Origin of the sequence: Pseudoalteromonas shioyasakiensis, assembly GCA_013391845.1 — a bacterium.
Lineage (GTDB): Bacteria > Pseudomonadota > Gammaproteobacteria > Enterobacterales > Alteromonadaceae > Pseudoalteromonas > Pseudoalteromonas apostichopi.
In genome coordinates this window covers 1,288,887-1,309,510 of sequence record CP058414.1, presented here as the reverse complement: position 1 = coordinate 1,309,510, position 20,624 = coordinate 1,288,887, and the positions used below count along the sequence as shown (strand labels likewise).

The window sequence follows — 20,624 nt, the reverse complement described above, 5'->3', positions numbered from 1 at the left end:
TTTTTCACCTATGATGATTGCTGAGTCTGAGTCGATACTTTTGAGCCAACCAGCGCAAAGTAAGTAATGTATAAGTAACATGCAATTGGTAAAAATAGCGCCATTTGCACACCAATAGAATCCGCTAAAATACCTTGTAATAGAGGAATAATTGCACCACCCACAATCGCTAAACATAAAATGCCTGAGCCTTTAGAGGTGTATTTACCAAGACCATGTAGCGCTAGGCTGAAAATCGTTGGGAACATAATCGAATTACATAGACCCACGAGTAAAATTGCCCACATAGCAAGGCTTCCCTCACCCGTCATGGCAATCACAACAAGCATTACGGCAAGTAAGCCATGACATGCTAATACCTTACCTGCATTAAATTTTTGCATTACAGCCGCACCAATAAAGCGACCAACCATGGCTCCTGCGAAATAATAACTAATATAATGAGCGGCCTCTTTTTCTGCTAAACCCGCAATATTATCAAGGGTCAAAAAGCCCACTAAGAAGCTACCAATTGCCACTTCTGCGCCCACATACACAAAGATACCTACGGCGCCTAAAATTAAATGGCGATAACGCCAAACACTGCCTAAATCAACAAAGTCTTCTAAATCTTGATGAGCCGCTTCACTGTCACTTTCTTTACCTAGTTTTGGTAGCTTTAAAAATGCGAAGATAACGGCAAGTATTAATAAGCTTAACGACAACATTAAATAAGGTAGCTTCACTTCTTCTGCCGTGGCTTGGCTAATTTCAGATAGAATCAACCAACCACCAAAAATTGGCGCAACCGTCGTTCCTAATGAGTTAAATGCTTGTGTCATAGTCAAACGTGAAGAGGCTGTCTTTTGCGGACCAAGTACGCTTACGTAAGGATTTGCAGATACTTGTAAAATAGTGATACCTGATGCCAGTACAAACAAGGCCAGTAAAAATAGCTCATAAACATGGGCAACAGCGGCAGGGTAAAATAGTGCACAACCAACGGATGCAACCACCAAACCCACAACAATACCAAGCTGATAGCCAATTCGACTGACCAACTTACCTGCCGGAATTGACATCACAAAATACGCACCAAAGAAGCAAAATTGGATGAGCATAGCCTGCGTATAGTTAAGTGAAAACATACCTTTTAAGTAAGGGATTAATATGTCATTTAGACAAGTTATAAATCCCCACATAAAAAATAATGTGGTCAATGATGCCAGTGCGAAGTGTTGCTTTGGCATATCTGCTTGGCTTGAAGCAGCCGAAACAGGAGTTGATACATGAGCCATAATTTTCTTCTCTAGTTAATTATATTTATCAGTTTGTTACAGCAAAATTTGGTACTTAATCACTAACAACAAATAGCGAAATATGTTGCAACATTAAATGTAAGCGCTTACATTTATAACATATTAATCATATTTAGCAATTTATTTGCAGAAAAATTGTAAGCGCTTACAGCCGAGTCTAAACTCTAATCAGCTAAGTCTTACACTAACCCGAAGGACGCGTATCAACTGTGCATAAATCAATTTCACTGTTACCTGATTCACCTTTACTCAAACCCGAGTTCACTTTCGGTGTTGCAACGGCCTCATTTCAGATTGAAGGTGCACGCGAGCAACGCCTCGATTGTATCTGGGATACATTTTGTGAAAAGCCTGGAACCATCGCAGACCAAAGTCATGGTAATGTAGCTTGTGACCATGTTGCTCGTTGGCAGCAAGATGTCGAGATGATTGTAGACTTGAGCGTAGATGCTTACCGCTTATCTATTTCGTGGCCTAGAGTCATGCTTCAAGATGGCTCGGTAAACGAGCAGGGAATGGCGTTTTATGTTCAGTTATTAACAGCTTTAAAAGCACGTAATATTAAAACCTATGTTACTTTATATCACTGGGATTTACCCCAATACCTTGAAGATAATGGTGGCTGGTTAAATCGTGAAACGGCCTATAAATTCAAAGAATATGCCGAACTTGTGACTCGCCATTTGGGTCACCTGGTTGATTCATTTGCAACCTTGAACGAGCCTTTTTGCAGTGCCTATTTGGGTTATGAGGTGGGTGTACATGCACCTGGTATTAAATCACAACAGGCGGGTCGTCAAGCAGCTCATCACTTATTGCTTGCTCATGGCCTTGCCATGCAAGTATTACGTAAAAACTGCCCAGAAACAGAAGCGGGTATCGTATTAAACTTCAGCCCGACCTACCCTTTAACAGCCGATGATATAAAAGCCGCAGAACTTGCTGATCAGTACCATAATCAATGGTATATCAAAGCTGTTTTAGAAGGCGCTTACCCATCTTTATTTAATGATTTAGCTGATGAAGTTAAGCCCACTATTGTTGCTGGCGATATGGCGATAATTAGCCAAGCCGTCGACTTTATTGGCGTTAACTACTATACCCGCATACACTACAAAAATACCGCTGATGGCTGGTTTGAAGAAGCAAGCCTTGCGGGTGTACGTGTTACAGATATGGGCTGGGAAGTTTACCCACAAGGTTTAACTGAGCTTTTGGTATCACTGCATCAGCAATATGATTTGCCAAAAATGTATATCACTGAGAATGGCGCAGCCATGGCCGACACGTTAGAAAACGGTGAAGTGAACGACATTGAACGTGTAGATTATTATCATACCCACTTAAATGCGGTTTGTGATGCAATTCGCCAAGGCGTCGATATTCAAGGCTACTTTGCGTGGAGCTTAATGGACAACTTTGAATGGGCGTATGGCTACGAAAAGCGCTTTGGATTAGTTTATATTGATTATCAAAACCAACAACGCATTTTAAAAGAAAGCGCAAAACAATATCGCACACTACTTAAACAGCGATAAAAATAACAACAATCGAGAACACACATGCTGACTAAAAGAGAAAAAATAGCCTACGGATTAGGCGACACAGCAAGTAATATCATCTTTCAAACGGTGATGTTATTTTTAACTTTTTTCTATACTGATATCTTTGGTATTTCACCCGCTATTGTTGGCACCTTGTTTTTAGTGGTGAGAGTCGTTGATGCAATTACTGACCCATTGATGGGGGCTTTAACTGATTCAACCCGTACTAAGTGGGGAAGTTATCGTCCCTACTTACTCTGGCTTGCCCTACCATTCGGGGTGATCAGTATGATCACCTTCACCACGCCAAACCTACCTGAGTCAGGTAAAGTAATATACGCTTTTGTTACTTACACTTTACTGATGCTGGTTTATACCGCTATTAATATTCCTTACTCAGCGTTAGGGGGAGTATTAAGTGGCGACCCTAAAGAGCGAGTATCTATTCAGTCTTATCGATTTGTATTTGGCATGCTCGGCGGCTTAATTGTCAGTGCCTGTACTTTGCCTTTAGTCAACTGGCTTGGAAAAGGTGACAACGCCACAGGCTATCAACTCACTATGGCCTTGATGAGTGGCTTAGGCGTCATTCTATTTTTAATTTGTTTTCGCTTTACCAAAGAACGCGTTGCGGCTCATAACAGCTCATCATTAAGCTGGAAAAACCGCATGAGCACGCTTTGGCAAAATGGCCCATTTAAGGTGTTGTGCTTTGCTGCATTTATGCTGTTAACCAGTATGGTATTACGTACAACCCTTGCCATTTACTATGTAAAATATGTACTTGGTGAAGCCGAGCTAGTCACTTATTTTGTTACCATCGGTATGATAGGTAACATTCTTGGTTGTGCTTGTGCGAACCCACTGAGTAAACGAGTTGATAAGAAAACCGCCTATATTCGTTTGCAATATATCTCTGCAGCAATTAGTTGCGTGGCATTTTGGTTGCCTGGCGAGCAGCTGATACTTGCCTTTGTGGTGTACTTTTTATGGTGTTTTTTCACGCAAATGGCGACCCCTTTATTGTGGGCAAAAATGGCTGACACCATAGATTATGGGCAATGGAAAACTGGTGAAAGACTGACAGGCCTTGTTTACGCGAGCGTAGTATTTTTTATTAAGCTTGGTCTTGCCCTTGGTGGTGCAATTGCAGGTTGGTTACTCGCATTTTATGGCTATGAAGCAAATACCGAACTGAGTGAGCAGACACTTTCGGGTATCTTAATTTCATTTACCCTTTACCCTGCAATAGGTAGTATGCTTGTCGCTTTTATCATGAAAAGGTATATTCTTGATAATCAAACAGTTGAGCAGATCAGTGCCGACTTATCGTTAAAGCAGCATCCATAACTTTGTTTAGTAAGGAATAACATGGCCACCATTTATGAGGTGTCGAAACTTGCAGGTGTTTCCCTTGCAACCGTTTCACGAGTAATGAACAACAATGCAAATGTCAGTGATGCCACCCGTAAAAAGGTCACTGCTGCAATGGATAAACTTGGCTATAGACCTAATTCAATTGCTCAGTCATTGGCATCAAATTGCTCTAACAGTGTTGGCTTATTGGTCTCTGAATTACAAGGTCCATTCTACGGGCCTATGATGAGTGGCATTGAAGATACCTTTCGTAATCAAGGCAAACACCTGATTATTGCTGCAGGTCACAGTGATGAAGAACGCGAAAAACAAGGCATTGAATTTCTGATTAGTCGTAATTGCGATGGTCTTATTTTGCATGTTGAAGCAGTTAGCGACGAGTATCTTATTAAACTCAGTAAAGGTCGAACTCCCTTTGTATTGATCAACCGCTATATCAGTGAACTCAGTGACCGCTGTATTCTGCTTAACAATATCAAAGGTGGTTATTTAGCTGCTAAACATGTTTTAGAACATGGTCATAAAAAAATTGCCTACATCAGCGGGCCTCTTTGGAAACAAGATGCCAAAGACCGCCTAGAAGGACATAAGCAAGCACTACATGAGTTTAACCTTGAGTTTGATGAAAACTTATTATTCCAAGGTGATTTTATGGAAGAGAGCGGCTATGAAGGATTAAAAGCCCTTCATCAACAAACGCATCCTTTCACTGCTTTGATATGTGCCAATGATGAAATGGCGGTTGGTGCCATGGCAAGTGCTAGAGATTTAGGTTTAACTTTACCTAAGCAATTATCGATTATGGGTTATGATAACGTGTTTTTCACCCGCCATGTTTACCCACAATTGACCACGGTTAACTACCCAATAGATGAAATGGGTCGTATGGCAGCGGACTGGGTGTTAAATCATGTTTATCAAAAACAAACCCCACCGCTACAAACATTATTTGAACCTGAGCTAGTAGTTAGGCATTCAATTAGCTGTCAATAAGCTCTGATAACAAGCCAAGATTAATCGGCTTTAAGAGGACTTGCTCAATCTCAAGAGGTTCGATTTTTTTAGGCTCTGGCTCTGCGCCACTAACAATAACTAACTTTAAGTTAGGGTGGCGCTGTTTAATTTCGCTTGCTAAATCAAGGCCTTCACCATCTGGCAAGTGCATGTCGAGTAAGACTTTATCAAAGTTTTGATCGTCTTTGAGTGTCGCAAGACACGCAACACAGTTTGGTGCTATTACCGTTTCAACACCTAAACTTTCAAGCAATAACTGAGTGATTTGCGCCGCATCACTGTCATCTTCCACCAATAAATAGCGAGTGCTCTGTATGGTCATTTCAGGGCTGTCATCTTGCTCAACCACAGGTTCAGTTTTACCTTCGCAAATATAATGATTTAGCACTTGGTAAAGCAACCCAGCATCAACAGGTTTTGCAATCATATCGTTAAAGCCAAGCGCACTTAATTCTGTTTTCACCCCTTTCATAGTGGCGGCGGTGAGGGCAATAATGGGTCCTTGATAACCCATTTTGCGAAGCTCAATAGTGGCTTCTTTGCCACCCATAACGGGCATATGCAAATCAATAAATACTATATCAAAAGGCTTACCTGCTTGCTCTGCATTAGCTACTTTTTCAATCGCTTGTTTACCGTTTTCTGCATATTCTACTTCTGCGCCAGTACTGGTGATCATATGACCAACCAGATTGCGTAAATCTTTTAGGTCGTCTACCACTAATACCCGCCCACTTGTTTTAAGCGTGGTTAGTTTTTGCTGAAAATCTGGGTTTGAATCAAAGCGAAGTACTTGGCGTTCAATATCTCGAATGTTGCCAGGGTAAATAGAAAGAGTAAACTCTGAGCCCACGCCTTGGGTTGACTCAAGTTCAATACTGCCTTGCATACGGCTCAGTAGTTCTGAACAAATTGCAAGGCCAAGCCCTGCTCCTCCCACATCTCGGGATTCAACATCAGCAATTTGTTCAAATGGCTTAAATATCAATGCTTGTTTTTCTGCTGGAATACCTAAGCCTGTATCTTTAATGCTAAAAAACAGCATTTCACGCTCCTGGACCCAAGCAGTCCAAGCACGAACGGTAATTTCACCTTGGTTAGTAAACTTAATAGCATTATTAATGATGTTAATTAGAATTTGGCGCAACCGAGTAGCATCGGTATTGATCACTAGAGGTAGTGCCTGTTGTGACTCAAAATTAAGAGTTAAGCCTTTATCAAGCGCTGAGACACGCATTAGGGTATAAACATCAGTCATTAAACTATCTAAATTGACATCACAGCAGTTTAGTTCAAGTTTATCAGCAGCTATTTTTGATAGGTCGAGGACATCATTGAGTAAGCTCAATAAGTGCTTACCATTTCTATAAATCACGCTCAACTCATTTTGGGCATGTAGATTTTTATCGCTGTGCATGAGTAACTCAGTGTAACCCAAGATGGATGACAATGGTGTACGTAACTCATGACTTAAATGTGCCAAGAAGCGGTCTTTAGAGCGGTTTTCTGCTTCGGCTTTTAAGCGCTCTACACGCTCATCTTCAACATCTCGGCGAGCTAAAGCATAACGAATAGCACGGGCAAAGCGGCTAGAGTTCATCTCACTCTTGACAAGATAATCAACCGCACCAGCATCAAGCGCTGCAGAATCGAGAGCTTCATCAGATTGCCCTGTCAGCATAATAATCGGACCGCGAAAACCGTTATCAACGGCCCGTTTCAGCACTTCTAAGCCATCAGAGGCGCCTAAGCGATAATCTAACAAACAAATATCATGCTTGTTTTCGCTAAGCACACTAATGGCTTGCTCTGGGCAGCTTAACCACTCAACATCGAATGTATGGGAACCTAATTGTTCTAGGTAGTCGCAGGTGAGAATATAGTCATCTTCATCGTCTTCTACTAAGAGTAATCGGGTTACCTTATCTAACATTCTGGCTCCTTATGCCAATTAGCTTAATTAAGTATTGTCGCTAATCGAAATTAATCGTTTCGTGATGTTGGCAGCTCTACAAACTCTACCCAGTATTTTCCTAGTGTTTGCATCAATTCGACTAAACCTTCAAAAGTAACCGGTTTCGTGATGTATGATGCAGCGCCTAAGTCATAGCCTCTAACCATATCTTCTTCTTGTTTTGATGTGGTTAAAATAACAACCGGAATGCCCTTCAAGTTAGGGTTCGCTTTGATTGCTTGGAGCGCTTCTCGACCGTCCATGCGCGGCATATTTAAATCAAGTAAAATCAAGCCCGGACGTGGCGATTTTTCTTTTTCACTAAATTTGCCTTTACGCTCAAGATATTCAAGCAGCTCTACACCATCTTCAACAAAAAATAGCTCGTTCAATACACGGCTTTCGGCCAATGCATCTTGGGTTAATAAACGATCATCTTCGTCGTCGTCAGCCATTAAAATAGTAATTGGTTTAACTTTATTAAGTGGCATTACGCCTCTCCTTGTAGTGTGAAAAGCGATGTTTCCACAGGTAATTTAATTGTAAAGCTTGCACCTTCATTAACGCGACTATTCGCCGTGATTTCTCCACCATGGCGTTCAACGATTCGGCGACAAACTGATAGGCCTATGCCTGTGCCCTTATATTGAGAGCGACCATGCAAACGCTGGAATGGTACAAATATTTTTTCTAGGTACTCTTCAGAAAAGCCAATTCCGTTGTCTGAAATAGTAATTATTTCCCACTCTACCTCTGCGTTATGAACTTGACTAAACTCTTTGGTTCGCTGGTAACTAATGTTGATTACAGGCGGCACATTTTCACGCCTAAACTTCACTGCATTAGACAGAATGTTTAAGAATAATTGCAGCATTTGGCTTGGATCAGCTTGAATGTGCGGTAACGTATCGAGATTAACAGTGGTTTCAGATTCATTAACCGCGATTTCAAGATCATCAAGTACTTCTGCAACAACCTCATTTAAGTCAGTATCAGTAAAGTCTTTGCCCCGAGTCGTTACTCGTGAGAATTCAAGCAAATCATTAATTAAATTAGACATTCGCTGGGCTGCGTTTTTCATGCGATTAATATAATCAATGCCTTTTTCACCGAGATCATCTTTAAACATTTTTTCAAGGCGGTCACTAAAAGCTTGAATCTTTCGCAGTGGCTCTTGTAAGTCATGACTTGCAACAAAAGCAAATTCTTCAAGCTCTCGATTTGAGCGGCTTAATTCATCTGAATAGATGGTCAGCTCTTGGGTGCGCTCTGCTACTTTTGCCGCTAGGTTCTCATTTTGATTTTCAAGTTCAGCTCGGTACTTGGCTTGGTTACGCAAATTGATACGTGTTAACAAGAACATACCAATAATTAATAAAGTGCTAGTAACAGCTGTAATTGCAAATGTTAACTTAGCATCGTCTTTTATTTGCGAGAGTTTAGTGAACTGCTCTATCTTGAAATTAAGCTCACGCATTTGAATTTCATCAACTGCTAGGCGAATTTCTTTATATAAGTCGCGACCTTGGTTAGTTAATAACAAACTACGAGCCTTAACGTCTTTATTGGCTAAAGCCAGATCGGTCGTTTTAGTCATTACCGCAATTTTGTCATTTACTAAGTAAAGAAAACGAGCAATGCGATCTGCCTGACCCGGTATTTCTGAATGCAAACTTTTCACAAGCATTATCTGTGCTTGCATCGAGGCAATTGCATCATTGTAAGGCATTAAGTAATCTTCACGATCAGTGAGTAAATAACCACGTTGACCCGATTCAGCTTGCACCAAAGATAAGTGTAATCGCTCAATTGCTGTATTGAGCGAGTTCGTGTTATCTAGGCTGTTTTGTGTTTCAGTGAGCGAGCGAATACTATCAATAGCTAAAAAAGCGTTAGCCACCACGATACAGAGCACCACGGCAATAAAGCCAGCCCAATTGATCGCTATTTTTCCTTTTTGTTTGTGCATTTACTTCCTAATCTATGAGTGCTTAGTCAGCCCCGTGAGTGTCACTTATTTCTTGTAAGTGCTCACTACACTGCTGGCAATTAGCTATTATTTTATTTAATGCCTCAAGTGCTTTTTGCTTTGGCATATCATTTTCTAATACGAGCTTAACTAACTCTGCATTCATTGAAATACGGTTTAGCGGCGCACGAGCGTCGTGCACCATTTTTCGTAAAGACTCGTTATTATTCATAGCCATCCTTTGTTATTTATATTCGCCAATGCCTCCATAAGCATTTAAACGGTTATAAAGAGTTTTAGTACTGATCCCCAGCATTTGTGCTGCAATCGTCTTATTACCTTGTACTTTATCTAAAGTAGCGTGGATCAATTCTTTTTCAACTTCTTCAATAGTTTGCCCTGCAACAACTTGATTTGCTTGGCTCTCTTTATTCACTTTAGAGAACGGAGACTCTAATGATTCAGGCAAGGTAATAGCTGCCCCTTTAGGGTCACTCATAATAAAAGCCCGATGAATAGCGTGGCGAAGCTCACGCACGTTACCAGGCCAATCATGCCCTTCTAGCTCTTTGATTTGCGCTGCTTGCCATTTAAAGTCGGTGCCGTTTTCTTCATTGAGTTGCTCTAAAAAGGCATTGGCGAGCAGTGGAATATCTTCTTTTCGCTCACGTAGCGGTGGAATATCAATGGGGAATACCGCTAAACGAAAATAAATATCTTCACGAATAACATTGTTTTGCGCAAGGTCGGTTAAGGTGCGGTTGGTAGCAGAAATAACACGGCAATTCACTGCTTGCTCTTTGGTGCCACCCACTCGGGTTACTTTTTTGCTTTCAAGAACGCGTAGTAAGTTTGGTTGCATATCAATCGGCATTTCGGTGACTTCATCTAAAAACAAAGTACCACCAGCAGCTTGTTCAAATACACCCTCTTTGCGCGCAATAGCCCCTGTAAACGCGCCCTTTTCATGACCGAACAATTCGCTACCAATCAGCTCTTTTGAAAATGCACCACAGTTGGTTGCCACTAACGGACCATCACACTCAGTCGCATTATGAATTGCCTGCGCCACCACTTCTTTACCTGCACCACTTTCACCCATCAACATCACATTGGCAGAAGTGGCTGCAACACGCTCAATCATAGTATAAAGCTTCTGCATCACCTCAGATTCACCAATCAGAGTGCCAAAATGACGTTTTATTGCTGGTGTTGCTTTTTTCTTAGGGGCTGATTTTTTCGGGTTGAGTACACGCTCGATATCTTCGCGTTGTAAAGGTTTAACAAGATGCCCTACATTAGGTTCACACATCTCTGCTAGCTTACCTTTTACTGAAGGGTGCCCTGAAATTAATGTGACTCGAGGAGATTGACCTATTGCTTTTAAATGCTCAAGTAAATGAAGGCCGCTGCCATCTGGCAACATGAAGTCTAAAAAGACATGATCAAACGTGTTGTTTTCAAACCATTGCTCCGCTTCTGCCAAATTTGCTGCGGTATTTATATTATGCCCAAGAAACTCCACTATGTGACAAACTACATCGCTAAATTCACTGTCATCATCGACCAAAAGTACGTTCAACATATTCATTTCCTAAGCTTTTTTCATCATTCTACGCAATTTTTTTTCGAAAAGAAAACCAAACACGCTAGATACCTAAATAGTTCTTAATTCCAGTTATATTACCTTATTAGTTTCAATTTGGGGTAAGTATAATGAATTAAATGCGAAAAAAAGGTTATTATGGCGCATTCAATATTAAGCTGAGCTGTACTTGCGTTAATTTAAAGTTGTAATCCCATGAAGCTATTAAGAAAAGTAATTCACCCAAGTTTAAGTAATGACTATGGCACGATATTTATTCGTAACACTGCGCGCGCTATCGTATTAAAGGGTGAACAAATACTACTTTTATATACCGCCCGTTATGATGACTACAGCCTACCAGGTGGTGGAGTTGATGAAGGCGAAAGCATTGAGCAAGGGCTTCACCGAGAATTACGTGAAGAAACAGGCGCACAACACATCCAAGTAAACCGACCACTGGGGTTATACGAAGAGATCAGGCCTTGGTACAAAGACGACTTCGACTGTGTTCATATCAAGTCTTATTGCTACTTCTGTGAAATAAGCGATGAATTTGCAGAGCCAAAAATGGAACATTACGAAGTGCAAAATGGCATGCACCCTAAATGGGTAAATATTTTTGATGCCATAGCACATAATGAAACCACTATGGCAATGAGTGATAAACAGGGCTTATCAATTCAGCGCGAGACCTTTTTATTAAAACGAATTGCTGACTCGCTTTAGTTTTATTTAAATGGAAAGCATGCTGTAACACTTTGAATATGCATCTATTGACATGTTTTCATCGCTTTTGGAGCGATATAAAAACGCCAAAGTCCTAGTAAATTACTCAATAAAAACACTGCTTCCATTACCACTGCTACTGGCGAGAAAATCAGAACATTATGTGTTAACCAACATAGTGTACCTAAGAGCATAAAAAGCCTTAGTAACAAATCTTTACTCTGAAACGAAGCATAAGTCTGAATTAAGGTCGCTGTTAGGGCAATAAAACTCACCCAAGTGTGCCAAGTAAATAGCACTGCGCTTATGCTCAAAAGCATAAATGCAATCATCACCCAAGTTTTGCGCGCAAAAATAAAGTAACCATAACGTAGTGCTGCGATCAGCATTAAACATGCTGCACTTAAGTTATCGAGCAGCATAAAGTGCACAGATGTGAGTAAAACAGAGCTAAACAAACAAGCTAAAATTGCTTGTCTTTGTTTAAACTGAAATGAAGCCAAATCGAGTAATGTGGCAATGGCCACTAAGCATTGAGATAAAATAAACATAACGACTCCTGAAAAATCAGCAGTGTAATGTTCACTGTTTTGCTGCGCCTTAACTTAAGTTAAGACGCCGCCTAATTCGTGATAAAGAAATAGCTGAGATCCCTAAATACATAGCAACTTCGTTTAAACTCAGTTGTTCAAGCCAGTGCGGTTTTTGATCCCGTAAATATTGATAACGCTGCTCTGGCGTATTCAGTAATAAAAATGCTTCTTTTGCTTCTTTAAATAGTAGCTGCTGACTAATCAGGTTATGTTTGATTGCTTGCCAGTCGGCTCTCTCGAGTAAAACTAAAGGCACCTTAATAAGCTCAGCATCACGTATTACTTTAAGTTGGTAAAGCGCAGGGGTTTTAGTTAACCAATTACCATAAAGCAGTGCAAATTCATCTTGAAAGTAAAACTCTTTACACTTTTGCACGCCTTGTGATGATGCATGTAATGCGCCAAGCACCCCAGACACAATTAAGTAACCAGCATCTTGTTCGTCGCCTTGTTGTAATAAAACATCACCTTTAGCGCAACGTTTTATAGAGCATTGCCCAGCAAGCTTGTTACGAAATTCACTGGCAAGCTGATGATAACTATCACCTAGCGGAAGTAACTGGGGATCAGTCAAGATTGCCAACCTTGCATTAATATCGTAGTAATTTGCTCTGCGTTAATACCTTCTCGAACAATAAAGCGCTCACCACACCAAAGCGGTGAAAAACCACTATCGCCTTTGGCTTCGGCTTTTGAGCGTAATGCGGTCATCGCAATCGACGCATAAGGAAAAGGCGGTGCCTGCTCTGGCATTGCACCTAACTCTTGCATGACTCGGTTGCGAACTCCTCGTGCTGGGCGACCTGAAAATAAGGTCGTCAATTCTGTAGAATCTGGCTCGGCCGTTTTTAATACTTCACGATGTAAAGCACTTGTCGTAGCTTCTTCACAAAGTAAGTAAGCACTGCCTACCTGCACTGCAATCACGCCCAAGGCTTGGTACTGTGCTACATCTTCAGAAGTACAGATCCCCCCTGCTGCAATAACGGGTATATCAAGCTCTACACACTCTCGTACTAATTGCACAGTAGTGGGTTGCAACGATAAATTCATCGATAAAAAATGCCCTCGGTGGCCGCCTGCTTCAATCCCTTGTGCAATAATCGCATCGGCCCCATTTGCTTGTAACCAGCGCGCTTCATCTAACGTTGTGGCTGATGAAAGAACAGTCCCGCCCCACGCTTTGATCTGAGAAACAATATCCTTATTTGGCAGACCAAAATGAAAGCTGACAACAGCGGGCTTATAGGGCGCGATAATATCTATCACTTGTTGATTAATTGGCTGACGAGAAGCATTACGGGTTAATTGTGAGGCATCTACATTTAACTCTTCAAAATAAGGTGCTAGCACCCCATGCCAAGCAGTTTGCTGAGCCAATGTATAGTCAGGTGTCTGATGACAAAAGAAATTAAGGTTATATGGCTTATCAGTACTCAGGCTTATGTAATCAAGTTCTGACTTAAGCTGCTCTATCGAAAGCATAGCACAAGGCAACGATCCAAGCCCCCCGGCTTCACAAACAGCCACAGTCAGCTTAGCATTCTGCACACCCGCCATCGGTGCTTGAATAATTGCAAGTTCAGTATTTAACACAGAATTTGTCATTACGTATTCCTTGTAAGTTTTGCAGCCTGTTGCAGTATTTACATAAAAAGAGAGCGAAGCAAACACAAGATAAAAATAAAGTTATTACAAAACAAAAATATAGAAAAATAAAAAACAGGTATTAGCTTTGCAGACTCTCTCCTACAATTTTGTAAGGAGATAATGATGACTGATACTGTTACTACAATCAATCCAGCCAATGAGCAAACTTTAAATACTTATAATCTACTGTCACTTCAACAAGCACAAAGTGAGGTTGAACAATGCCATCAAGCTTTTTTAAAGTGGCGCACTACATCACATGAACACCGTGCAAAATTACTTAATCAACTAGCAAAAGTGATTGAGTCTAATCAGCAAGAAATAGCACAACTGATGACAGATGAAATGGGCAAGTTATATCAACAAGGTCTTCAAGAAGTTGAGCTGTGCGCTGCAATTTGTCGATACACCGCAGAACAAGGGCCTCAAGTGCTTGCTGATGAAAAGCGAGATATGCAGGATGGTCATGCAATTATTAGTTACCAACCAATTGGTGTGATTCTAGGTATCCAACCTTGGAACTTTCCGCTTTATCAGGTTATTCGATATGCTTGCGCTAATATCATGGCGGGTAATACCACGGTGCTAAAACACGCTGGTAATGTATTTGGCATGGCCGAAAAGATTGAGCAAATGTTTTCACAAGCAGGCTTTGATGATTATTGCTTTAAAAACTTACTGATTGACGGCAAAACTGCAAGCGAGCTAATTGCGCACTCAGCTATTCGTGGGGTGACATTTACTGGCAGCGATGAAACTGGCAAAAAAGTTGCTGAGCAAGCTGGCAAACAAGTGAAAAAAACCGTCCTAGAACTTGGCAGTAATGATGCTTATATCGTACTTGATGATGCCGATTTAAATACTGCCATTAGCGCATGTACACAAGGTCGTTTGATCAACAATGGGCAAACCTGTGTAGCAGCAAAACGTTTTATTGTTGTTGATGCGTTATATGATGATTTTAAAGCCTTAATTAAAGAACAATTTGAGCAAGTTGTGCTTGGCGATCCAAATGATGAAAAGACAACGCTCGGTCCAATGGCTCGCAAAGATCTGCGTGATAAACTGCATCAACAAGTTACAGACTCAGTCAATGCTGGAGCTAATATTATCACCGGTGGCAAGATTGCTGAGCACACCGGCTTTTACTACACCGCTACCCTTCTTGAGAATGTTAAACCAGGAATGCCTGCTTACGATGATGAATTATTTGGCCCTGTCGCATCACTTATCAGAGCAAAAGATAATGCTGAGGCAATGCAAATCGCTAATGACTCTCGCTATGGCCTTGGCGGCGGTATTTTCTCAAAAGACGAACAGGCAGCCATTGAGCTTGCAAAGCAGCACTTTGATACTGGTATGGTCAATATTAACGGCTATGGTCTTGCGCAACCAAACTTGCCATTTGGGGGGGTAAAAGACAGTGGTTATGGCCGTGAACACGGCGGATTTGGGTTACGAGAATTCGTTAATATTAAAACCATTATGGTCAACGATTAAAATAAAAAGGGCTCATATGAGCCCTTTTTTACACCACTTCACTTAATTAAGAGATCAATTTTAAGGTAATAGAAGCTCGTTGATAGCAGGCAAAAATTTAGTTATTTAGTTTTTCTAAGTCAGAAATTTTTCATGTAGGTAACGAGAGGGTTAATCACTCAAAGTTATTAAGTATTATTGCGGGTTGGTATTACACCTAATATTTATTACTCTTTAAACATTGGCACTTGCTGCTTGGACGCAGCAGGCATTTTCAACTCATCAATCGCTTCCTCTTTGTCTATTTGTTCTAGCTGTTTTTGATTAGCTGAGTCTGGGTTATAAACAAGCTCTGTAAGTAGGGCAAAATGGTCAGAGCCATATTTTTCCAAACGCTCTATTCGCTTGACACTGAACTCATTACTATGAAAAAGATGATCAAGTGGCCAACGCATAAAAAAGTAACTTGCATGAAAGGTGTTAAAAAACCCGCGCCCTTTACGTGGGTCCAATAGACCGCTGATACGCATAAACAAACGTGTGCTGCGTGACCAAGCAACATCATTTAAATCACCAGCAACGATACAAGGTCGCAGTCTGTTTTTAAGTGCTTTCGCTAAAATAATGAGTTCAGTATCTCGGGGGCGCGAGCTGTCCTCCTCTGTGGGGCTAGGGGGAGCTGGATGAATAAAGTGCCCTTGTACTTCTACGCCATCGGCATCTTCAAACAAAATATGAATTGAGGGGATATCGCTTTCTATAAGCTCACAAACTTGCTGTTGTTTGATTTTAAACTTGCTGTACAAGTGCATGCCATAACGATTATCTTTTGGGCAGTAAACACGATATGGGTACTCTTGCTCTAAACTGCTCAGTTTATTTTGCCAAGTTTGATCAGACTCTAGAGTAATGAGTAAATCAGGTTGGTGCGTTTTAACTAAGCCAATGAGTTTGTCATATTCAGTGTTCGACATCAGGACATTTGCCGACATAATACGAATACTGTGCTTATCGCTTTTATTGCTTGAGGCAACTTCTTTGTTAGCCAGTTTTGTGTAGGGGTAAATCCATCCGACTTGCAAAATCAGCACAATGATACTTGCAACTGCGCAACCAATAAAAAGCCATGAATCAGTGGTGCTAATTAAATAACCTGCCGCAATTAAACTCGCACAAGCAAGGTAAACCACTTGCAAGCGTACAAAATCACAACTGCGAATTAGATAATGTTGGGAGTATGAAAATGGCAAGATTGAGACCACTAGCAGCATGGCCAATAGTGAACTCAATCCATAAGTCATGATCGATGCAAACAAAATTAGCGGCTCAAAATAGAAATAATTTCTCGGGTGTCTTCCACTAAACGCACGACAGTACCGTCGACTTGAATTGAAATTAGACCATCTCTATCTCGTGATTTAATCACTTTACCGCGGCGGTAAATATCACGATCTAGGATATCGTCTTTACGTAATTTTTTTTGCCAACCAGGAGGTAAATCACCACCATTATCAAGTTTTTTTTCAAGGCCCGGCGGGAGACTTTTACCTTTATCCTTATCCTTGTCTTTTGCAAGTGCGCCAGCCGTCACTAGGCTTAAACCTATCACTGCAACAGTTAACAATGCTTTCATGCGAGTGTTCCTTCTATTAGTTTCAGTTAAGCGTAGCAAGTTTTTCTGAACTGGATATGAAACAAGCAAAAAAAAAAGCCGCTAAGCGGCTTTCGACAGGATTAACGATGGCGAGTGACAATTGATAAAATCTCTCGCGTATCGTGTACTAGATGAATCAGGCGATCGTCGATTTCGATGGCAATAATGCCATTTCGGTCACGACGTTTAATCACTCGACCATGGCGATATATATCACGGTCAAGAATATCACCATGATGATAACGCTTATACCAACCTGGTGGTAAGCCACCACCATGCCCTACTTTTTTGTATAAACCGGGTGGCAAATCACGATAGCTGTAGCGGTCATATCGATCATAGTAGCGATCATGTTTGTCATGATGACAATGCTTGTGGTGTTTCTTATGTTTATGGTGCTTTTTATGCTTTTTACGTTCGTGTTTTTGTTCGTATCTATCATGGTCACGATCATGTTTCGCGTTTGCTTCCATAGGTATCAAACTTAAACCTAAAACGGCAACTGAGATAGTAATTAATTTATTCATAATAGAGACCCTTAACGTTTGCTCTTGGTAAAAAGCCTAACGTTTTAGTCTGAATCATAGATGAAAGGTTACAATTTAAAAACGTAACTATTTACATATCAACACATTAGAAAGCCAATCTTTACATTTCTTTAAACTTCTTTGGCACTATTTATGAAAAACCGGGTCTGAGTTACAGCTCCGTTTGCATCGTTTGTCGTTATATTTACCAACACAAACAAACGCTTCTTCACTACATAATAAGGATAATTTATGAATGTACTAAAATGGTGTTTGATCATTAGCATTACTGCACTAACGGGCTGTAGTGCCATGATGAGCCAATACGGCAATCAAAAAACGCAATCAAGCTCATTGGTTGAATACCTTTACCCGGACCAACAAGATAGAGCTGCACACCAAGCAACGATCCCAACTTTGAACTTACCTGCCACTGTAGGGATTGCCTTTATACCTAACAAGTACAATGATGGCTTGCATCATGGTGACGAAGTGGCACTGCTGAACAAAGTTAAAAAGCAGTTTATGCAATATGACTACATTGACCGCATTGAAGTGATCCCAAGCACCTATTTAAAAGGCGGTGAAGGGTTTACCGCATTAGAGCAAGTATCTCGTTTATATGATGTGGATATTATGGCGCTTGTTTCGTACGACCAGGTGTCGCAAAGCTTAGAAAATAACGCTGCATTTTTATATCTAACTATTGTTGGTTTATATGTGATTCCGGGCAATGAAAACTCAGTACAAACCTTTGTAGATACCGCCGTATTTGATGTAAAAAGCCGAAAAATGCTGTTTCGCGCTCCAGGTATTCATAAAGCAGAGCAACGCAGCACAGCTATTGGCATAGATGAAATGGCAAAAGAGCAGTCGCTGGCAAGCTTTAATGGTGCCGTTGATGACATGATCACAAATCTCGATGCTGAATTGGCGCAATTTAAAACCCGCGTAAAAGAAGATAAAGTAGCCAATGTCACGCACAGAAATGGTACTGGCGGCAGTAGCTTGTTTTGGTTAGTTGCAGTACTGGCAGGTTTTGCAGTGCATCGCCGAAGCTCATAACAGACAAAGTTATTAATCGCGAAAGCTTTTACCCATCCTAAAAAGCAGTTACCCTTTGGTTTTTGTTGTACCTAACCAAAGGGTTTTCATGAAGTTGTCGATACTCTCAGTGCTTGTGAGCACCTCATTATTTAATCAACAAGCCTTTGCTAATAATGAACTAGAACATATTACAACTACGGCCTCGCGTAGCGAAGTGTTGTCAGATCCATTGCCTGTTTTGGTCAGCAGTATTTCACAAAAGCAACTGGCGCTTATCGCTCCAACTCACATTGAACAAGCCCTTAAACAGGTTGCTGGTGCTAATCTTCAACACGGTAACGGCCAAGAGTATTTACCCGCTTTACGTTCGCCTGTACTTTCTGGTGCAGGAGCCTGCGGCGGCTTACTTACCGCTGAAGATGGTATTCCACTTCGCGCAGCTGGTTTTTGCAACATCAATGAATTATTCGAAGCCCACACTGAAATGGCAGAACGCATCGAAGTACTGAAAGGGCCTGGCTCTGCTCTTTACGGTTCAAACGCAGTACATGGTGTAGTCAACGTGATCACCCCAGATACAACCTATGACCACAACCAACTTGGTTTTGATTACGGATCGTTTGGCTACACCCGCTACAAACTGGGCACTGGCCGTGATTTTGGCCAGCAAGGTTTAGGCATTAATGCCACGATCACCAGAGATACGGGTTACCGTGATGACGAAAGTGTTTACCAAGAAAAGCTATCACTGCGTCACCGTTTTGATGGCGAAAAACTAAGTGTAAGTACAGGCCTAACCTACACTCACTTAGATCAACAAACTGCAGGCTACATAGAAGGCTTTGAAAGTTATAAAGACGAGCAAATAGCACAGTCTAATTTTGATCCAGATGCGTTTCGTAAAGCGCGTTCTTTACGTATTTGGTCAAAACTAAATTGGACACAAGATGAGGCTAACAACTTTACCCTAACGCCTTATATCCGCGACCAAAACATGACCTTCTTTAAGCATTTTTTACCGGGTACTCCCCTTGAAGAAAATGCTCAGCAAGGTGTTGGCCTTCAATCAAGCTGGCAGCATAAGTTAACTGGTGCAAGCCTCTTAACTGTTGGTTTTGATGGTGAGCTGACAGATGCTGATTTTTTACAATATCAAGACAGCCCCACTCGAGGCTCAGCGTTTTTAGTCGCCACCGTACCTCAAGGTAAACATTACGATTATCAAGTAACTAGCACCCTATTAGCACCATTTGTTAACCTTGATTGGCAGCTTGATGACTTACTCATCAGCCTTGGTGGTCGATACGAGCGTATGCGCTATGACTACACTAACCATATGTTGGCTGGTCGTACAAAAGAAGATGGCACAGCATGCGCAATGGGCGGGTGCCGTTATTCTCGACCAGAAAGTAGCGTAAATAGCTTTACGAACTTCTCGCCAAAGCTTGGTTTAAGCTATCAATATGCTGATAACCAGTTTATCTACGCCAATGCTTCAGAAGGGTATCGAGCACCGCAAGCGGCAGAGCTTTATCAATTACAACGCGAACAAAATGTTGCAGATCTTAACTCTGAAATAGCTAAAAACCTCGAGCTTGGTTTAAAAGGTCAACAAGCACAGCTGCATTATGTATTTAGCATTTATGCAATGAATAAAAAGAACACCATTTTCCGCGACAGTGATTTTTATTATGTCAACGACGGCCAAACCCAGCATCGTGGTGTTGAGCTTGAATTAGCCTATGCCATTACGCCAAGCTTATCGATGCAGTTAGCCGCAAGCCACGCCAAACACACATATAGTTATAATCAGTTACTCAGCGAGGTTAATATCAATGGCAATCTCATTGATACTGCACCACGTAACATCGCTAACTTACAGCTACTTTGGCAAGCAAACGACATAACGCGTGTTGGACTTGAGCTGCATACCACCAGCAGCTACTTTACTGATCCTGAAAACCAGCATAGTTACGAAGGCCACTCATTAGTTAACTTAAGAGCAGCATGGCAGCTAACACCTAACTTTACCCTTACTGCGCGAATAAACAATTTAACCGATGAGCACTATGCTGAGCGCGCAGACTACACCACATTTAGTGGCGACCGCTACTTTCCGGGTAGACCGCGCAACGCCATGATATCAGCAAGCTATCAGTTTTAAGTAACCGTTTTATTTGGTGAGCTATCTCATAGTTCACCCA

General features: G+C 41.3%; 19 protein-coding genes. 7 read left to right on the top strand and 12 right to left on the bottom strand.

The window, feature by feature from the left end; all coding sequences use genetic code 11:
* Positions 1 to 8 precede the first annotated feature (8 nt).
* A complete protein-coding gene (locus HYD28_05995; GenBank protein QLE08554.1) occupies positions 9 to 1,277 on the bottom strand; it encodes a sugar MFS transporter in 1,269 nt (422 codons plus the stop codon).
* Between the two features lie 230 nt (positions 1,278 to 1,507).
* Here HYD28_05995 and HYD28_05990 point away from each other — a divergent pair, with 230 nt between their 5' ends.
* The 3 genes from HYD28_05990 to HYD28_05980 are packed head-to-tail and all read left to right on the top strand — an operon-like array spanning position 1,508 to position 5,212.
* A complete protein-coding gene (locus HYD28_05990) occupies positions 1,508 to 2,836 on the top strand; it encodes a beta-glucosidase (protein QLE08553.1) in 1,329 nt (442 codons plus the stop codon).
* A 24-nt stretch (positions 2,837 to 2,860) separates the two neighbouring features.
* On the top strand, positions 2,861 to 4,192 hold the full coding sequence (locus HYD28_05985) for an MFS transporter (GenBank protein QLE08552.1): 1,332 nt from the start codon (positions 2,861 to 2,863) through the stop codon (positions 4,190 to 4,192).
* A gap of 21 nt (positions 4,193 to 4,213) precedes the next feature.
* Complete coding sequence (locus HYD28_05980) at positions 4,214 to 5,212, top strand: LacI family DNA-binding transcriptional regulator (GenBank protein ID QLE08551.1); 999 nt, start codon at positions 4,214 to 4,216, stop codon at positions 5,210 to 5,212.
* Here HYD28_05980 and HYD28_05975 read toward each other — a convergent pair.
* From HYD28_05975 to HYD28_05955, 5 genes are read right to left on the bottom strand one after another with little or no spacing between them, the layout of a single operon-like run.
* Entirely contained in the window at positions 5,199 to 7,166 is a 1,968-nt protein-coding gene (locus HYD28_05975) for a response regulator (GenBank protein QLE08550.1), read from the bottom strand. The genes HYD28_05980 and HYD28_05975 overlap by 14 nt on opposite strands.
* A gap of 50 nt (positions 7,167 to 7,216) precedes the next feature.
* Complete coding sequence (locus HYD28_05970; GenBank protein ID QLE08549.1) at positions 7,217 to 7,678, bottom strand: response regulator; 462 nt, start codon at positions 7,676 to 7,678, stop codon at positions 7,217 to 7,219.
* Positions 7,678 to 9,156 carry a CHASE3 domain-containing protein gene (locus tag HYD28_05965; protein ID QLE08548.1) on the bottom strand — a complete coding sequence of 493 codons (1,479 nt, stop codon included), beginning with the start codon at positions 9,154 to 9,156 and terminating at the stop codon, positions 7,678 to 7,680. The genes HYD28_05970 and HYD28_05965 overlap by 1 nt, the downstream gene beginning before the upstream one ends.
* A gap of 22 nt (positions 9,157 to 9,178) precedes the next feature.
* On the bottom strand, positions 9,179 to 9,394 hold the full coding sequence (locus tag HYD28_05960; GenBank protein QLE08547.1) for a histidine kinase: 216 nt from the start codon (positions 9,392 to 9,394) through the stop codon (positions 9,179 to 9,181).
* Between the two features lie 6 nt (positions 9,395 to 9,400).
* Positions 9,401 to 10,741 (bottom strand): sigma-54-dependent Fis family transcriptional regulator, encoded by a 1,341-nt coding sequence (locus HYD28_05955; GenBank protein ID QLE08546.1) that lies wholly within the window; start codon positions 10,739 to 10,741, stop codon positions 9,401 to 9,403.
* 216 nt (positions 10,742 to 10,957) lie between these two features.
* Here HYD28_05955 and HYD28_05950 point away from each other — a divergent pair, with 216 nt between their 5' ends.
* Positions 10,958 to 11,470 (top strand): NUDIX domain-containing protein, encoded by a 513-nt coding sequence (locus HYD28_05950; GenBank protein ID QLE08545.1) that lies wholly within the window; start codon positions 10,958 to 10,960, stop codon positions 11,468 to 11,470.
* 44 nt (positions 11,471 to 11,514) lie between these two features.
* Here HYD28_05950 and HYD28_05945 read toward each other — a convergent pair whose 3' ends face one another.
* The 3 genes from HYD28_05945 to HYD28_05935 are packed head-to-tail and all read right to left on the bottom strand — an operon-like array spanning position 11,515 to position 13,671.
* Positions 11,515 to 12,021, bottom strand: a complete 507-nt coding sequence (locus tag HYD28_05945; GenBank protein QLE08544.1) for a YgjV family protein — start codon at positions 12,019 to 12,021, stop codon at positions 11,515 to 11,517.
* Between the two features lie 49 nt (positions 12,022 to 12,070).
* Positions 12,071 to 12,637, bottom strand: coding sequence for a Crp/Fnr family transcriptional regulator (locus HYD28_05940; GenBank protein ID QLE08543.1), 567 nt, complete (start codon positions 12,635 to 12,637; stop codon positions 12,071 to 12,073).
* The gene (locus HYD28_05935) at positions 12,634 to 13,671 is read right to left on the bottom strand and encodes a nitronate monooxygenase (GenBank protein ID QLE08542.1); all 1,038 of its coding nucleotides are present in this window, start codon (positions 13,669 to 13,671) and stop codon (positions 12,634 to 12,636) included. The genes HYD28_05940 and HYD28_05935 overlap by 4 nt, the downstream gene beginning before the upstream one ends.
* A 165-nt stretch (positions 13,672 to 13,836) precedes the next feature.
* Between HYD28_05935 and HYD28_05930 the strand changes: the two genes are divergently transcribed.
* Positions 13,837 to 15,213: an NAD-dependent succinate-semialdehyde dehydrogenase gene (locus HYD28_05930; GenBank protein QLE08541.1), complete on the top strand. Its 1,377-nt coding sequence runs from the start codon at positions 13,837 to 13,839 to the stop codon at positions 15,211 to 15,213.
* A 206-nt stretch (positions 15,214 to 15,419) separates the two neighbouring features.
* Here HYD28_05930 and HYD28_05925 read toward each other — a convergent pair whose 3' ends face one another.
* The 3 genes from HYD28_05925 to HYD28_05915 all read right to left on the bottom strand — a co-directional run bounded on the left by HYD28_05925 (position 15,420) and on the right by HYD28_05915 (position 17,373).
* Positions 15,420 to 16,493: an endonuclease/exonuclease/phosphatase family protein gene (locus HYD28_05925; GenBank protein QLE08540.1), complete on the bottom strand. Its 1,074-nt coding sequence runs from the start codon at positions 16,491 to 16,493 to the stop codon at positions 15,420 to 15,422.
* A gap of 17 nt (positions 16,494 to 16,510) precedes the next feature.
* A complete protein-coding gene (locus HYD28_05920; protein ID QLE08539.1) occupies positions 16,511 to 16,825 on the bottom strand; it encodes a hypothetical protein in 315 nt (104 codons plus the stop codon).
* 101 nt (positions 16,826 to 16,926) lie between these two features.
* A complete protein-coding gene (locus HYD28_05915; protein ID QLE08538.1) occupies positions 16,927 to 17,373 on the bottom strand; it encodes a hypothetical protein in 447 nt (148 codons plus the stop codon).
* Between the two features lie 252 nt (positions 17,374 to 17,625).
* Here HYD28_05915 and rhlP point away from each other — a divergent pair, with 252 nt between their 5' ends.
* Positions 17,626 to 18,438, top strand: coding sequence for a rhombotarget lipoprotein (gene rhlP, locus HYD28_05910; protein ID QLE08537.1), 813 nt, complete (start codon positions 17,626 to 17,628; stop codon positions 18,436 to 18,438).
* Between the two features lie 88 nt (positions 18,439 to 18,526).
* Positions 18,527 to 20,584: a TonB-dependent receptor gene (locus tag HYD28_05905; GenBank protein ID QLE08536.1), complete on the top strand. Its 2,058-nt coding sequence runs from the start codon at positions 18,527 to 18,529 to the stop codon at positions 20,582 to 20,584.
* Positions 20,585 to 20,624 lie beyond the last annotated feature (40 nt).

Coding starts and splice junctions, on each gene's coding strand:
- HYD28_05995 (QLE08554.1), bottom strand. CDS start 1,277: ATGGCTCATGTATCAACTCCTGTTTCGGCTGCTTCAAGCCAAGCAGAT.
- HYD28_05985 (QLE08552.1), top strand. CDS start 2,861: ATGCTGACTAAAAGAGAAAAAATAGCCTACGGATTAGGCGACACAGCA.
- HYD28_05980 (QLE08551.1), top strand. CDS start 4,214: ATGGCCACCATTTATGAGGTGTCGAAACTTGCAGGTGTTTCCCTTGCA.
- HYD28_05975 (QLE08550.1), bottom strand. CDS start 7,166: ATGTTAGATAAGGTAACCCGATTACTCTTAGTAGAAGACGATGAAGAT.
- HYD28_05970 (QLE08549.1), bottom strand. CDS start 7,678: ATGCCACTTAATAAAGTTAAACCAATTACTATTTTAATGGCTGACGAC.
- HYD28_05965 (QLE08548.1), bottom strand. CDS start 9,156: ATGCACAAACAAAAAGGAAAAATAGCGATCAATTGGGCTGGCTTTATT.
- HYD28_05960 (QLE08547.1), bottom strand. CDS start 9,394: ATGGCTATGAATAATAACGAGTCTTTACGAAAAATGGTGCACGACGCT.
- HYD28_05955 (QLE08546.1), bottom strand. CDS start 10,741: ATGTTGAACGTACTTTTGGTCGATGATGACAGTGAATTTAGCGATGTA.
- HYD28_05950 (QLE08545.1), top strand. CDS start 10,958: ATGAAGCTATTAAGAAAAGTAATTCACCCAAGTTTAAGTAATGACTAT.
- HYD28_05945 (QLE08544.1), bottom strand. CDS start 12,021: ATGTTTATTTTATCTCAATGCTTAGTGGCCATTGCCACATTACTCGAT.
- HYD28_05935 (QLE08542.1), bottom strand. CDS start 13,671: ATGACAAATTCTGTGTTAAATACTGAACTTGCAATTATTCAAGCACCG.
- HYD28_05930 (QLE08541.1), top strand. CDS start 13,837: ATGACTGATACTGTTACTACAATCAATCCAGCCAATGAGCAAACTTTA.
- HYD28_05925 (QLE08540.1), bottom strand. CDS start 16,493: ATGACTTATGGATTGAGTTCACTATTGGCCATGCTGCTAGTGGTCTCA.
- HYD28_05920 (QLE08539.1), bottom strand. CDS start 16,825: ATGAAAGCATTGTTAACTGTTGCAGTGATAGGTTTAAGCCTAGTGACG.
- HYD28_05915 (QLE08538.1), bottom strand. CDS start 17,373: ATGAATAAATTAATTACTATCTCAGTTGCCGTTTTAGGTTTAAGTTTG.
- rhlP (QLE08537.1), top strand. CDS start 17,626: ATGAATGTACTAAAATGGTGTTTGATCATTAGCATTACTGCACTAACG.
- HYD28_05905 (QLE08536.1), top strand. CDS start 18,527: ATGAAGTTGTCGATACTCTCAGTGCTTGTGAGCACCTCATTATTTAAT.